At 69.5% G+C, this 13,082-nt stretch carries 12 protein-coding genes and 1 riboswitch; of the genes, 7 read left to right on the top strand and 5 right to left on the bottom strand.

Annotated features, from left to right (window positions below; genetic code table 11):
- Positions 1–59 precede the first annotated feature (59 nt).
- Together E3T33_RS04090 and E3T33_RS04095 are read right to left on the bottom strand one after the other, a co-directional pair.
- Entirely contained in the window at positions 60–824 is a 765-nt protein-coding gene (locus tag E3T33_RS04090) for an MIP/aquaporin family protein (RefSeq protein ID WP_134574814.1), read from the bottom strand.
- A 139-nt stretch (positions 825–963) separates the two neighbouring features.
- The gene (locus E3T33_RS04095) at positions 964–2,688 is read right to left on the bottom strand and encodes a glycerol-3-phosphate dehydrogenase/oxidase (RefSeq protein WP_092322996.1); all 1,725 of its coding nucleotides are present in this window, start codon (positions 2,686–2,688) and stop codon (positions 964–966) included.
- A gap of 129 nt (positions 2,689–2,817) precedes the next feature.
- Between E3T33_RS04095 and E3T33_RS04100 the strand changes: the two genes are divergently transcribed.
- The 6 genes from E3T33_RS04100 (at position 2,818) to E3T33_RS04125 (ending at position 8,243) form a co-directional block, all read left to right on the top strand.
- Positions 2,818–3,792, top strand: coding sequence for a sugar-binding domain-containing protein (locus E3T33_RS04100; RefSeq protein WP_092322994.1), 975 nt, complete (start codon positions 2,818–2,820; stop codon positions 3,790–3,792).
- Positions 3,793–4,098: 306 nt separating this feature from the next.
- A riboswitch (FMN riboswitch) is annotated at positions 4,099–4,231 on the top strand.
- A gap of 90 nt (positions 4,232–4,321) precedes the next feature.
- On the top strand, positions 4,322–5,368 hold the full coding sequence (gene ribD / locus E3T33_RS04105) for a bifunctional diaminohydroxyphosphoribosylaminopyrimidine deaminase/5-amino-6-(5-phosphoribosylamino)uracil reductase RibD (protein ID WP_166784387.1): 1,047 nt from the start codon (positions 4,322–4,324) through the stop codon (positions 5,366–5,368).
- Positions 5,349–6,077, top strand: a complete 729-nt coding sequence (locus tag E3T33_RS04110) for a riboflavin synthase (protein WP_134574815.1) — start codon at positions 5,349–5,351, stop codon at positions 6,075–6,077. Before ribD ends, E3T33_RS04110 begins: the two co-directional genes overlap by 20 nt.
- The gene (gene ribA, locus E3T33_RS04115; protein WP_092322991.1) at positions 6,074–7,336 is read left to right on the top strand and encodes a GTP cyclohydrolase II; all 1,263 of its coding nucleotides are present in this window, start codon (positions 6,074–6,076) and stop codon (positions 7,334–7,336) included. Before E3T33_RS04110 ends, ribA begins: the two co-directional genes overlap by 4 nt.
- Positions 7,333–7,806 carry a 6,7-dimethyl-8-ribityllumazine synthase gene (gene ribH / locus E3T33_RS04120; protein WP_134574816.1) on the top strand — a complete coding sequence of 158 codons (474 nt, stop codon included), beginning with the start codon at positions 7,333–7,335 and terminating at the stop codon, positions 7,804–7,806. Before ribA ends, ribH begins: the two co-directional genes overlap by 4 nt.
- Positions 7,807–7,886: 80 nt before the next feature.
- A complete protein-coding gene (locus E3T33_RS04125) occupies positions 7,887–8,243 on the top strand; it encodes a hypothetical protein (protein WP_092322988.1) in 357 nt (118 codons plus the stop codon).
- A 73-nt stretch (positions 8,244–8,316) separates the two neighbouring features.
- On the opposite strand, the gene E3T33_RS04130 is transcribed toward E3T33_RS04125, so the two are convergent.
- The 3 genes from E3T33_RS04130 to E3T33_RS04140 are packed head-to-tail and all read right to left on the bottom strand — an operon-like array spanning position 8,317 to position 10,903.
- Positions 8,317–9,096 (bottom strand): ABC transporter permease, encoded by a 780-nt coding sequence (locus tag E3T33_RS04130; protein ID WP_092323016.1) that lies wholly within the window; start codon positions 9,094–9,096, stop codon positions 8,317–8,319.
- A 47-nt stretch (positions 9,097–9,143) separates the two neighbouring features.
- Complete coding sequence (locus E3T33_RS04135) at positions 9,144–9,980, bottom strand: ABC transporter permease (protein WP_092322987.1); 837 nt, start codon at positions 9,978–9,980, stop codon at positions 9,144–9,146.
- Positions 9,977–10,903, bottom strand: a complete 927-nt coding sequence (locus tag E3T33_RS04140) for an ATP-binding cassette domain-containing protein (protein WP_092322985.1) — start codon at positions 10,901–10,903, stop codon at positions 9,977–9,979. The genes E3T33_RS04135 and E3T33_RS04140 overlap by 4 nt, the downstream gene beginning before the upstream one ends.
- Before the next feature lie 54 nt (positions 10,904–10,957).
- On the opposite strand from E3T33_RS04140, the gene E3T33_RS04145 reads away from it, so the two are divergent.
- On the top strand, positions 10,958–13,021 hold the full coding sequence (locus E3T33_RS04145) for an ABC transporter ATP-binding protein (RefSeq protein WP_241982816.1): 2,064 nt from the start codon (positions 10,958–10,960) through the stop codon (positions 13,019–13,021).
- Positions 13,022–13,082: the final 61 nt, after the last annotated feature.

Below are 13,082 nucleotides of genomic sequence, written 5' to 3' on the forward strand. Positions count from 1 at the left end.
TTGAGACTGCGAGGGGGTGGTGACGAGTATGACTGTGGCTGGTGAAGCTGTGGGGCGAGTCAGCTGAGGATCGGCAGCAGCACGACCGAAGCCCAGCCGGCGAGAAGCCCGCCGATGACCGGTCCGACGACCGGCACCCAGGAGTAGGCCCAGTCTGAGCCGCCCTTGCCCTTGATCGGCAGCAGGAAGTGCGCGATCCGCGGCCCGAGGTCACGGGCCGGGTTGATGGCGTAGCCGGTCGGGCCGCCGAGCGAGGTGCCGATCACGATCACGAGCAGGGCCACCGGCAGGGCGCCGAGGGCGGCGAGGCCGCCGGCTTCGCCCTGGCGTCCGCCGCCGAAGGCGATGACGACGAAGACGAGCACGAAGGTGCCGATGATCTCGGTGGCCAGGTTCCAGCCGTAGGACCGGATCGCCGGGCCGGTCGAGAACACGGCGAGTTTGCTGCCCGCATCCGGTTCGGCGTCGAAGTGCTGCTTGTAGGCAAGCCAGACGACCACGGCGCCGAAAATCGCGCCGAGCATCTCGGCGGCAATGTAGACGAGCACCGACAGGAACGTGACCGGCACTCCCGAGCCGAACTCGGTGGCGCCGGAGGCCACGAGCCCGAGCGTCACCGCCGGATTCAGGTGCGCGCCCGAGTTGTAGGCGACGATCACACCGGCGAAGACGGCGAGGCCCCAGCCGATCGTGACCATGAGGAAGCCACCGCCGAAACCCTTGGTTTTTGCGAGCGCGACGTTGGCGACAACGCCGCAGCCGAGCAGCACGAGGATGGCCGTTCCGACTACCTCCGACAGGAATACAACACCGAGATTGTCCACATTGACCTTTCTGATGGGGTGAAGCTGAGGATCCGATTCACCAGGGGTGAATCAGCAATCCTGTGAAACCGTACCGGTCCCCCGGTACCCGTTTGGGGGGTTTGGGCTGCACGTTCGTGCAGATCCGGCCCGCCGGGCGTCAGGCGGCCGCGTGGGCGTCCCGTTCGATCGGAGCCAGGTCGACTCCGTGAACCTGGCGCAGGATGCCGACCGCGAGCTCGATCTCGGCCGCCCGGCGCGCGGCATCCCAGCCGAGCACCGGTGCGACCACATCGGCGAGCTCCCCGACCAGGGCGCTGGTCGTGCCGCCGACGAATGCGATGCTCGTGCGCCGCAGCAGCACGTCGATGAGTCGCACGACCGACTCCGTGGCGGCGAGGTATTCGATCTCGCGCCGGGTGTAGTCCGAGGCGTGCTCCAGCGGGGCATCCGGCCCGGCCGTGAGGTGCTCGATGACCTGCACCGCCCGAGTGCCGTACCGGGCCAGAAGCAGTGCGGCCCTGGGCCGGCCCACCTCGTCGCCGTTCGCGGCCAGCCAGACCTGCAGCGCGTCATCCGTCACCGGAAAGTCGCGCCCGCCGCCGATGGGGAGCCCGACCGTCGAGACGGTTCTCGGCATGCCCAGCAGGGTCAGGATGTCGCCGCCCAGGTTCTCGGCGAGGGCGCGGAAGGTCGTCCACTTGCCGCCGACCAGGCTGAGCAGGGTGCCGGTCCGGGCGCCGAGCGGGCGGGATTCGATCCGGTAGTCGCGGGACACGAAGCCGGGCTGTTCGTCGTCGTGGCGGGGCAGCGGCCGCACCCCGGCGAAGCGGAAGACGATGTCGGAACGGCCGACCGTGATGTCTGGGAATACGTGCGAGACGAGTTCGAAGAAGTAGTCGATCTCGGTCTCGGTGCAGCGGATCGGCTGGGTCATGTCGTGCTCGAGGTCGGTCGTGCCGATCAGCACGCGGTCCTTCAGCGGGTAGATCAGCACGATGCGGCCGTCGCTGTGCTCGAAGAAGATCTCCCGCCCGCCGGTCGCGGCGAGCAGTTCGGGATGGTCGACGACGATGTGCGAGCCCTTGGTGCCGCCCATGAACTCGCTGGCCCGGCCGAGCGCGGCATTGGTGAGGTCGGTCCACGGCCCCGAGGTGTTCACCACGACATCGGCCGTCACGCTGAATTCCTCGCCGGTGACGACGTCCCGCAGGCGCACGCCGTCGGCATCCATCCCGATCGCCTCGGTGTAGTTGGCGCTGCGGGCGTGCAGCCCGGCATCCAGGCCGTCGCGCAGCACGTCAAGCGCGAGGCGCTCCGGGTCGTGCATCGCCGCGTCGTAGTAGGTGGCCGTGTACTTGAGGCCCGGATTCAGCCGGGGCAGCTGGGCCAGCGACTCGCGGGCGCCGTGGAACTCGTGGCGGGGAACGCTGCCGCCGTCGCGGGAGAAGGAGTCGTAAAGGGAGAGGCCGACCTTGATCAGCAGGGCGCCGCGCTCCTGGTGCTTGCCCTGCCTGTGGGTGAGGAACCGCAGCGGCGCGGCCAGCACACCGGAGAAGGTCGAGAAGATCGGCACCGTCGTCTTGAGCGGCTTGACGTAGTGCGGCGCGATTTTCAGCAGCCCGTTGCGCTCCTCGACGGACTCCTTGACCAGGCGGAACTCACCGTTCTCGAGGTAGCGGACGCCGCCGTGGATCATGTGCGAGGACGCGGCCGAGGCGCCCGAGACGTAGTCTCCCTTGTCGACGATCACCACGTCGACACCCTGCAGTGCCAGGTCGCGGAAGGTCGCGATGCCGTTGATGCCGGCCCCGATGATGAGCACCTGCGCCTCGGGGCGGGTGCGGATGGCTGACTGGGCTGACTGAGACTGGGTGGACGTCACTGTTCTCTGGCCTCTCGGGATGGGAGCATGCAGGGGCGCTTGCGCTGACGGCAAGACATGTGAATGAATACAGCCTGACAGTCCGACACAAACATTCAGTCGGATTGCACATACGTGCAAGGAGTGAGAATGCTGCTCGACGACGACCCGGCGCAGTCCGACCGCACCCGCGACGCGCTCACCGCCTCGCAGCTGTACTACCTGCAGGACCTGACGATGGAGGCCATCGCGCAGGAGCTGCACACCTCGAGATCCTCGGTCTCCCGGCTGCTCAGCCACGCCAGGGCGACCGGGCTCGTCGACATCCAGATCCGGTCCCCGCTGGATGCGCCGAGCCGGCTGGAGCAGGAAATCCAGGCCCGCTACGGGGTCACGGCGCATGTCGTTCCGGTGTCCGACCGTGCCAACGACGTCGACCGGCTTGAGCGCGTCGCCCTCTCGGTTGCACGAATTCTCGGCCAGTACTTCGACTCGAACATGATCATGGGCATCGCCTGGGGCTCGACGATGAGTGCGATCAGCCGGCACATCACGCCGAAGCCGACCCACAATTCGCAGATCGTGCAACTCAATGGCGCCGGCAATATGAGCACCACCGGGCTCGGCTACGCGAGCGAAATCCTCGGCCGGTTCGGCAACGCGTTCGGCGCCCATGTGCAGCAGTTCCCGGTGCCCGCGTTCTTCGACGACCCGCTGACCAGGCAGGCGCTCTGGCGCGAGCGCAGCATGGCCCGGCTGATCGAGATGCAGGGGCGGATGGACGTCGCGCTGTTCGGGCTGGGGTCGCCCTTCTCCGAGGTGCCCAGCCACGTCTACGCCGGCGGCTACCTCGATCCGGACGACTTCGACGCGCTCAACCGCGACGGGGTGGTCGGCGACGTGGCGACGGTGTTCTTCCGCGCTGACGGGTCGACCGGCGGCATCCCGCTGAACGAACGCGGCACCGGCCCGGACTTCGCCGTGCTGCAGCGCACGCCACGCCGGATCTGCGTCGTCTCGGGCAACTCCAAGCTGCCGAGCCTGCGCGGAGCCCTGTGTGCCGACCTCATCACCGACCTGTTCCTCGACGAGGGCACGGCGCGGGCACTGGTCGCGACCCCCTGACCGGCCGGCACGCGGTCCGCCGGTCGCCGCCGCACCAATCCGCCGTCGCCCGGTCCCACGGCCGCCACCGCCGCAATCCGCCGACCAGCGGCCGGTTCGCTGTGTGGCCAACTCAGGAGAATCCGTGCGCCGGCGCCCGGAGGCCGCACTCATCCGGGGGAACCGGGCCCGAACATCCGAAATCTCCTGAGTTGGCCACACAGCAGCCGACGCGGGAAGCGGGAAGCGGGCGCGGGAGGCGGGAGGTGACGATGCGGGCGGGAATTATCCGGAGCCGCACGCGTTGGGATATAACTAGAAGTAAGAAACGTGCTCCGGGGTCGGTGAAAATCCGAGCCGGCGGTTAAAGTCCGCGACCCGTGACGCTCCTCGGAGCGAAGCGGTTGAGCTGGTGAAACTCCAGCACCGACGGTTAAAGTCCGGATGGGAGGCGCACGAGTCGGTTGATCTTTCGAGATCGATCGGCGGGTTTCGCGTTTCGCGATGCCCCTACCCCCGGAGTTCGTGCGGACCACGAACGGGGACGGGAATGACACAGGACGCGGACTACGAACGCTCCATGCGTCGCGCCCTCGACCTCGCCGGCAACGGCCCGGCGACCGGCGTCAACCCGCGCGTGGGCTGCATCATCCTGGGCGCCGACGGCGAGACACTCGCCGAAGGCTGGCACCGCGGCGCCGGCACCCCGCACGCCGAGGTCGACGCCCTCTCCAAGCTTCCGGCCGGCGGCGCCCGCGGCGCAACCGCCGTGGTCACCCTCGAGCCGTGCAACCACACCGGTCGCACCAGCCCCTGCTCGGTCGCCCTCCTCGACGCCGGCATCAGCCGCGTCGTCTACGCGGTCGCCGACCCCGGCGAACGCTCCTCCGGCGGGGCCGAACGGCTGCGCGCGGCCGGCGTGGCGATCCAGGGCGGGGTGCTCGCCGAGGAAGCCACGGCGTTCCTGGCCGACTGGCTCTTCGCCGCGGGCCTCGGCCGCCCGTTCGTGACCGTCAAATGGGCCTCCAGCCTCGACGGCCGCGCGGCCGCCGCCGACGGGTCCAGCCAGTGGATCACCGGCCCCGAGGCCCGCCAGGACGTGCACCGGCGGCGAGCGCAGGCCGACGCCATCGTCGTCGGGACCGGCACGGTCCTCGCCGATGACCCGGCGCTGACCGCCCGAGACGCCGACGGCGGCCTCCTGCCCGGCCAGCCGATTCCCGTCGTGCTCGGCACCCGTCCGATCCCCGCGGGCTCCGCCGTGCTCTCGCACCCGCAGGCCCCTCTTTTCTTCGACGGCTCCGACCTCGGCGCCGTGCTCGGCGACCTGCACGAGCGCGGCATCCGTCGCGTCTTCGTCGAGGGCGGCCCCACCCTCGCCAGCGCGTTCGTGGCCGCCGGCCTCGCCGACGAATACCTCATCTACCTGGCCCCCACCCTGCTGGGCGGCGGCCGGCTCGCCCTGAATGACATCGGTGTCCAGGGCATCGCTGAACAGCGGCGGCTGGCCATCACCCACCTCGACCGGCTCGGCGACGACATCCTCGTCATCGCGCGCCCCCTGGAAAGGAACGACCATGTTCACCGGAATCATTGAGGAACTCGGCAGCATCGAACGGATCGAGCGTTCGACGGATGCCGCACGCCTCACCTTCCGCGCCCCCCTGGTCGTGGCCGGCGCGGGGCACGGCGACTCGATCTCGGTCAACGGCGTGTGCCTCACCGTCGTCGACCGCACCCCGGAGGGCTTCACGGCCGACGTCATGGCGCAGACCCTGGCCATGTCCACGCTCGATGGCCTGGCCGAGGGCACGCCGGTCAACCTCGAACGCGCCGCGCTCGTCGGCGACCGCCTCGGCGGGCACATCGTGCAGGGCCACATCGACGGCACGAGCACCGTGCTCCGGGTCACCCCCGGCGACGCCTGGCGGGTGCTGAGGTTCGACCTCTCCCCCGAGCTCGCCCCGCTGGTCACCGGCAAGGGGTCAATCGCGATCGACGGAGTGTCGCTCACCGTGAGCAACATCAGCCCGGCGAGCGAACCGGAGCAGTGGTTCGAGGTCTCGCTGATCCCCGAGACCCTCACTGCGACCACCCTCGGCGCCCTCGGGGTCGGGGACCAGGTCAACCTCGAGACCGACATCCTGGCCCGCCACGCCCTGCGAATCCTCGACCTGGCGGCGGCCGCACGACCCACAGCCGCAGGCGCAGGCGCCGCCGACGCCGCACCCCAAGCACCCGCACCCCAAGCACCCCAAGCACCCCAAGCACCCCAAGCACCCGCAACACAAAGGAGCGCATTATGAGCCTCGCCGACATCCCCACCGCCCTCGAGGCGCTGCGCCTGGGCAAGCCGGTCATCGTCGCCGACGACGAAGGCCGCGAGAACGAGGGCGACGTCATCATCTCCGCCCAGATGGCCACCCAGGAGTGGATCGCCTGGACGGTTCGATACTCGTCCGGCTTCATCTGCGCGCCGATGACCAACGACATCGCCGACCAGCTCGACCTGCCCGTCATGGTTCTGAACAACGAGGACGTGCGCGGCACCGCCTACACCGTGTCGGTCGACGCGGCCGATCGCCTGAGCACGGGCATCAGCGCCGCCGATCGGGCGCACACCCTGCGGGTGCTGGCCGACCCGATCTCCACCCCGGCCAGCCTGCACCGGCCGGGCCACATCCTGCCCTTGCGCGCCGTGGACGGCGGGGTGCGCGAGCGCGACGGCCACACCGAGGCCGCGGTCGACCTGATGAAGCTGGCCGGCCTCGTGCCGGTCGCCGGGATCGCCGAGATCGTCGCCGAGGACGGCGAGATGATGCGTCTGCCCGGCCTGATCGAGCTCGGCGAGCGCGAGGGCGTGCTCGTGATCACGATCAAGGAGCTGATCGAGTACCTGCAGGAATTCCACTGCGACACCGACCTGCCCACGATCAGCCCGATCCTCGAATCGCCGCGGGTGGACTTCGAGGTGGAGACGACGGTTCCGACCAGGCACGGCGCATTCCAGATGCGGGCCTACCGCGACCGGATGACCGGGGCCGACCACGTCGCCGTCGTTTCGGGAGTCCCGGCCAACGGCGCCCTCGTCCGGGTGCACTCCGAGTGCCTGACCGGCGAGGCGTTCGGCTCGCTCAAATGCGAGTGCGGCCCCCAGCTGGACGCGGCGCTGGAGACCATCCAGCGGGAGGGCGGCGTCGTCGTCTACCTGCGCGGCCAGGAGGGTCGCGGCATCGGCCTGATCAACAAGCTCCGCGCCTACAAACTGCAGGAAGACGGCCTGGACACGCTCGACGCGAACCTGGCCCTGGGCCTGCCCGGTGACTCCCGCGACTACGGCGCGGCCACGGGCATCCTGCACCAGATGGGGCTGACCTCGGTGCGCCTGCTGACCAACAACCCGGAGAAGGTGCGCCAGCTCGAGCTGCACGGCGTCGCCGTGACCGAGCGCGTGCCGCTCGTCGTCGGGATCGGCAGCCACAATGAGGACTACCTGGCCGCCAAGCGCGACAAGATGGGCCACCACATCGAGGAGCACCACATGTTGAAGGGAATCGCACTGTGAGCGGAGCAGGATCGCCCGAACTGACCGTCGACGGAACCGGCCTCAGCGTCGTGATCGTGGCCGGGCGCTGGCATGACGTGATCACCGACGGGCTGATCGCCGGGGCGACCCGCGTGCTCGAGGCGTCCGGCGCAAGCTGGTCCCTGGTGCGCGTGCCCGGCAGCTTCGAGCTGCCGGTCGCCTGCAAGATCGCCCTCGAGAACGGGGCGGATGCGGTGGTCGCGCTCGGCGTGATCATCCGCGGCGGCACCCCCCACTTCGAATACGTGTCGGCGGCGGCGACGGATGGCCTGACCCGGGTGGCGCTGGACGCCGGCAAGCCCGTCGGGTTCGGCGTGCTCACCCTCGACGACGAGCAGCAGGGGCTCGACCGGGCCGGGCTGCCCGGCTCGAAGGAGGACAAGGGCGAGGAGGCCGCGTCGGCGGCGATCGCGACGGCTCGGCTGCTGCGGGAGCTCGCCTCCCAGTGAGCCTCGCCTCCCAGTGAGCCTCGCGTCCCGGTGAGCCTCGCCTGCCGGTGAGCGATGGTGCCGTCCCCTAGGCTGGCGGCATGGACATCCTGATCGGTATTCTCGTCATTCTGCACTTCATCGGCCTCGCCTCGCTGCTCGGCGGGTTCCTGGTGCAGGTGAAGGACATCATCGCCGGCAAGGGCACCGTCGTCGCCGCGATGTTCCACGGCGCCCTGACCCAGCTGGTGACCGGCCTGCTGCTCGTCGGCCTCGTGCAGATGGCCGAGCCCGGCGAGATCGACAATGCCAAGATCGCCGTCAAACTGGTCGTCCTCATCGTGATCACGGTGCTCGTGATCATGTACCGCAAGAAGCCCGTCGCCCCGTCGTGGGCACTCTGGGCCATCGGCGGCCTCACCGTCGCCAACATCGCCGTCGCGGTTCTCTGGAAGTAGTCCCCGCGAAACCGCAGTTGTGCGCGCTAAAACGACGTTTTAGGGCGCACAACTGCGGTTTCGCGGGGAGAGGTCAGTCGAGGAAGAGCACGCGCAGGCGGCGGGTGGTGAAGACCAGGCCGACGAGGATCATCACGACGTAGTAGAGCACGTGCCAGAGCATCCCCGGCCCGACCAGTCCCGTGGTCAGCCCGCGCACGAGCTCCACCCCGTGCCAGAGCGGCAGCGCCTGGATGACGTATTGGATGCCCTGCGGGTAAACGCTGAGCGGGTAGAACGTCGCCGAGAACAGGAACATCGGCAGCAGGAACAGGTTGATCCAGTCCATCTGCTGGAACGTCTTCATGTAGCTGGTGATCGCCATGCCGACGCTGGCGAAGCCGAACGCGATCAGCAGCACGGCCGGCAGCGCCAGCAGCGCCCACCAGGACAGGTTCAGCCCGAGCGCCTGCATCACGAGCATGAAGCCGGTCGCGTAGATCCCGCCGCGCAGCAGGGCCAGCGAGATCTCGCCGAGCGCGACATCCAGCGGCCCGAGCGAGGTGGACAGCATGCCCTCGTACAGTTTCGCGAACTGCATCTTGAAGAACACGTTCCAGGTCGAGTCGTAGATCGCGCCGTTCATCGCCGACACGGCCAGCAGCGCCGGCGCGATGAACGCCGCGTACGGCACCTCATCGCCCGATTCGGTGGTGATCGTGCCGATCAGCGCGCCGAGGCCGAGGCCCATCGAGAGCAGGTAGAAGATCGGCTCGAAGAAGCCGCTCACCACGATCATCCAGTTCGAGCTTCTCGTCGCGCGCCAGCCGCGCTGCATGACGCTGCGCGCGTTGCCGGCGTAGAGGGCGCGCATCGGCCGGGCGGCGGCGACGGATGCTGCCACCGCGGTCTCGGAATCCGTCACTTGTTCAGCCTCCTCACGGTGACGCGCCGGGCCCAGGTCCAGCCGATGCCGAGCAGCACGGCCAGGTAGAGCACGTGCACGACGGTCAGCCAGATCGGTTCGCTCGCGCCGTAGGCGAAGACCCGGGCCAGTTCGGTGCCGTGCCAGAGCGGGGAGATCCAGCCGATCCACTGCAGGTAGATCGGCAGCACGCCGAGCGGGAAGAAGGTGCCCGAGAACAGGGTCATCGGCAGGATGATGAAGCGCATGACCATCACCAGCTGGCCGTTGTCGTCGATGATCCTGGCCGTGTAGCCCATCAGCAGGGCCCCGAGCCCGAGGCCGGTGAGCAGCGCCGCGAAGACGGCGAGGAAGCCCGTCGGCGACGGGACCGCGCCGAAGAGCAGCATGAAGCCGAAGTAGATGCCCAGGGTGACGAGCATCCGAACGGTCACCGAGATGACGATGCCGTTGATGATCTGGCCCGGCTGGATCGGGGAGGCGTTCATGCCGTAGAAGACCGGGTTCCACTTGAAGCCCAGCAGGACCGGGTAGCTGAACTCCTCGGACGCGACGGCGACGGCCGCGCTGGCGAGCAGGGCCGGGGCGACGAAGGTGAGGTAGCTGACGCCGTCGACCGCCTCCGCGCCGAGGTTGCCGTCGACGAGCGTGGCCAGGCCGACGCCCATGGCATAGAGGTAGATCAGCGGGTTGCCGATGGCCGTGACCACGACCGTCTGCGCGTAGGAGCGCATGACCCGGAACCGGTGCTCGGCGACATACCAGGACCCCCAGCGGCGTGGTTTGACCGTCGCCGCGATGGCCTGTTCGGCCTGGTCGACCACGGCGCTCATTCGATCAGGGTCCGTCCGGTCAGCCGGAGGAAGACGTCTTCCAGGCTCGAGCGCCGCACGAGGCTGGTGATCGGGTGCAGCCCGGCCTGGGTCATCCGTTCCATTTCACGCTCGCCGTTGCCGCTGTAGACGAGGATGCGGTCGGGCAGCACCTCGATCCGGTCGCCGAAACCGGCGATCTGCTCGGCGACCTGGGCGTTGCGCTCGGAGCCGAACCGCACCTCGAGCACCTCCCGGGAGGAGTGCTTGCGGATGAGCTCGGCCGGGGACCCCTCGGCCATGATCGTGCCCTTGTCGACCACGACGAGCCGGTCGCAGAGCTGCTCGGCCTCGTCCATGTAGTGGGTGGTCAGCAGCAGGGTGGTGCCCTGCTCCTTGAGCCGGAAGAGCCGGTCCCAGAGGATGTGCCTGGCCTGCGGGTCGAGGCCGGTGGTCGGTTCGTCCAGCAGCAGGATCTTCGGGTCGTTGATCAGCGCGCGCGCGATCGTGAGGCGGCGCTTCATGCCGCCGGAGAGGGCGTCCACCTTCGATTTGGCCTTGTCCTCGAGCTGCGCGAAGGCGAGCAGTTCGTCGGCGCGCTCGGCCACCTGCTTGCGCGGCAGGCCGAAGTAGCGGCCGTAGACGAGCAGGTTCTCGCGCACGCGCAGCTCGGTGTCGAGGTTGTCGGACTGCGGCACGACGCCGAGGCGGGAGCGGATCTCCGGCCCGTAGCCGTTCGGGTCGAGGCCGAGGATGCTGAGGTCGCCGCTTGTGCGGGTGGAGACCGCGCCGACCATCCGCATAGTGGTCGATTTGCCGGCGCCGTTCGGGCCGAGCAGGCCGAAGGACTCCCCTGGCGCCACCTCGAAGGAAATGCCGTCGACGGCGGCGAAGTCCTTGTACTTTTTGACGAGGTTTTGGGCGATGATCACGGGCTCCGGCACAGTTCCCCACTGTAGACCGGTCGGAGGTCATCTCCCGGGAAGTAAACTCGGTTGGTGAGCACGACACCCAGCGCCGAATCCGCCCCTTCCTCCCTCCCCTCCTCGGGGCGTCCCCCGACGACGTCCCGGTTCGGGCGCCGCGGCGGAACCCCCGAGGGGCCGCGCGCGAAATTCAGCCAGCTCATGCCCTACCTCCTCGAGCACAAGAAGGTGCTCGGCGTCGTGATCGTGCTGAGCATTCTCGGCGCCGCGGCCAGCCTGGCGCAGCCGCTGCTGGTCAGCCAGGTGATCACGATCGTGCAGAAGGAGGACCCGCTCGGCGGGCTCGTCGGCGCCCTGATCGCGCTCGTCGTCGTCTCCGGCCTGATCAGCGGCTACCAGCACTACCTGCTGCAGCGCACCGGTGAGGGCGTCGTGCTCTCCAGTCGCCGCAAGCTGATCGGGCGGATGCTGCGGCTCCCGATCAGCGAGTTCGACACCCGGCGCACCGGCGACCTCGTCTCCCGGGTCGGCTCCGACACGACCCTGCTGCGTGCCGTGCTCACCCAGGGACTCGTCGAGGCGGTCGGCGGCTCCCTCACCTTCGTCGGCGCGCTCATCGCCATGCTCATCATCGACCCGGTGCTGCTCGGGCTGACGGTGCTCGTGATCACCGTGTCGGTGGTGACGGTGACGTTGCTGTCCCAGCGCATCCGTACCGCCAGCGCCGCGGCGCAGGCCAAAGTCGGCGACCTCGCCGCCAGCGTCGAACGGGCCATCAGCGCCGTGCGCACCGTGCGCGCCTCGAACGCGACCGAGCGCGAGATCGCGGTCGTCGAGGAGGACGCCAGGGGCGCCTGGCGGATGGGCATCAAGGTCGCGAAGATCTCCGCCCTGGTCGTGCCCATCGCCGGCATCGCCATGCAGGTGTCATTCCTCGTCGTGCTCGGCGTCGGCGGCTTCCGGGTCGCCAGCGGCGCCATCACCGTCGCCGACCTGGTGGCCTTCATCCTCTTCCTGTTCATGATGATCATGCCGCTCGGCCAGGCCTTCGGCGCGATCACCTCCGTGAACGCGGCCCTCGGCGCGCTCGGCCGGATCGAGGAGATCATCGACCTGCCCGCCGAGGACCAGTTCGACCGCGACATCGCCCCGCTGGCCCTCACGGTCGGCGCCGCGAACGCGTCGATGCTGCCGGATGCCCCCGCCATCGCCTTCGAGGAGGTGCACTTCGGCTACGCGGTTCCGGCCGCGCCGGGTGGCACGCCCGAGCCCGGGGCCACGCCACCGGCCGCCGCAGAAGCCCCGGTCGCCGCCGCGGACGTGCCCGCGGTGCTCGAAACCCTGATCATCGCCCCCGGCGTACTCGAGGAAGTGCTCGCCGAACCCGATCTGATCGACGCCAACCTGGCCGCAGCCGACGGCGCCGGCACGTCGGGACCGGCGCCGGCCGGTCCGCGCGCGGTGCTCCGCGGGGTCTCGTTCAGCGCCCCGCGCGGTCTGCGCACGGCCCTGGTCGGGCCGTCCGGCGCCGGCAAGAGCACGATCCTCGCCCTGATCGAGCGGTTCTACGACCCCACCGCCGGCATCGTGCGACTGGGCGGGCTGGACATCCGCACCCTCGACCGCACCGCGCTCCGGTCGCAGATCGGCTACGTCGAGCAGGACGCCCCTGTGCTCGCCGGGTCGCTGCGCGACAACCTCACCCTGGCCACGCCGGACGCCACCGACGAGGAGTGCATCGCCGTGCTGCACGCCGTCAACCTCGGCGAGGTGCTCGACCGTGACCCGGCCGGGCTCGGCGCGGCGGTCGGCGAGTCGGGCGTCATGCTCTCCGGCGGCGAACGCCAGCGGCTCGCGATCGCCCGGGCCCTGCTCGCGGCGCCGCCCATCCTGCTGCTGGACGAATCCACCTCGAGCCTCGACGGCGTCAACGAGCAGAAGATGCGCGCGGCGATCGACGCGGTCGCCGTCAACCGCACCCTGATCGTGATCGCGCACCGGCTCTCGACAGTGGTCGATTCGGACCAGATCGTGGTGCTCGACCACGGCCAGGTCGTCGGCACCGGCACCCACTCCGAGCTCGTCGCCTCGACCCCGCTCTACCGCGAGCTCGCCAAGCACCAGCTCCTCGTCTAACCGGCGCTCCCCGCACGCTAATCCCCCCACGCCGACCTGTGAGTTTGGCACCTTCCCGGGG

The organism is Cryobacterium sp. TMT1-2-1 (genome assembly GCF_004403955.1).
Lineage (GTDB): Bacteria > Actinomycetota > Actinomycetes > Actinomycetales > Microbacteriaceae > Cryobacterium > Cryobacterium psychrotolerans.

Bases quoted from the DNA above. Each gene is read 5' to 3' on its own strand.
- ribA (WP_092322991.1), top strand. From the start codon at position 6,074: ATGAGCCTCGCCGACATCCCCACCGCCCTCGAGGCGCTGCGCCTGGGC.
- E3T33_RS04135 (WP_092322987.1), bottom strand. From the start codon at position 9,980: ATGAGCGCCGTGGTCGACCAGGCCGAACAGGCCATCGCGGCGACGGTC.
- E3T33_RS04100 (WP_092322994.1), top strand. From the start codon at position 2,818: ATGCTGCTCGACGACGACCCGGCGCAGTCCGACCGCACCCGCGACGCG.
- ribD (WP_166784387.1), top strand. From the start codon at position 4,322: ATGACACAGGACGCGGACTACGAACGCTCCATGCGTCGCGCCCTCGAC.
- E3T33_RS04130 (WP_092323016.1), bottom strand. From the start codon at position 9,096: ATGCGCGCCCTCTACGCCGGCAACGCGCGCAGCGTCATGCAGCGCGGC.
- E3T33_RS04110 (WP_134574815.1), top strand. From the start codon at position 5,349: ATGTTCACCGGAATCATTGAGGAACTCGGCAGCATCGAACGGATCGAG.
- E3T33_RS04125 (WP_092322988.1), top strand. From the start codon at position 7,887: ATGGACATCCTGATCGGTATTCTCGTCATTCTGCACTTCATCGGCCTC.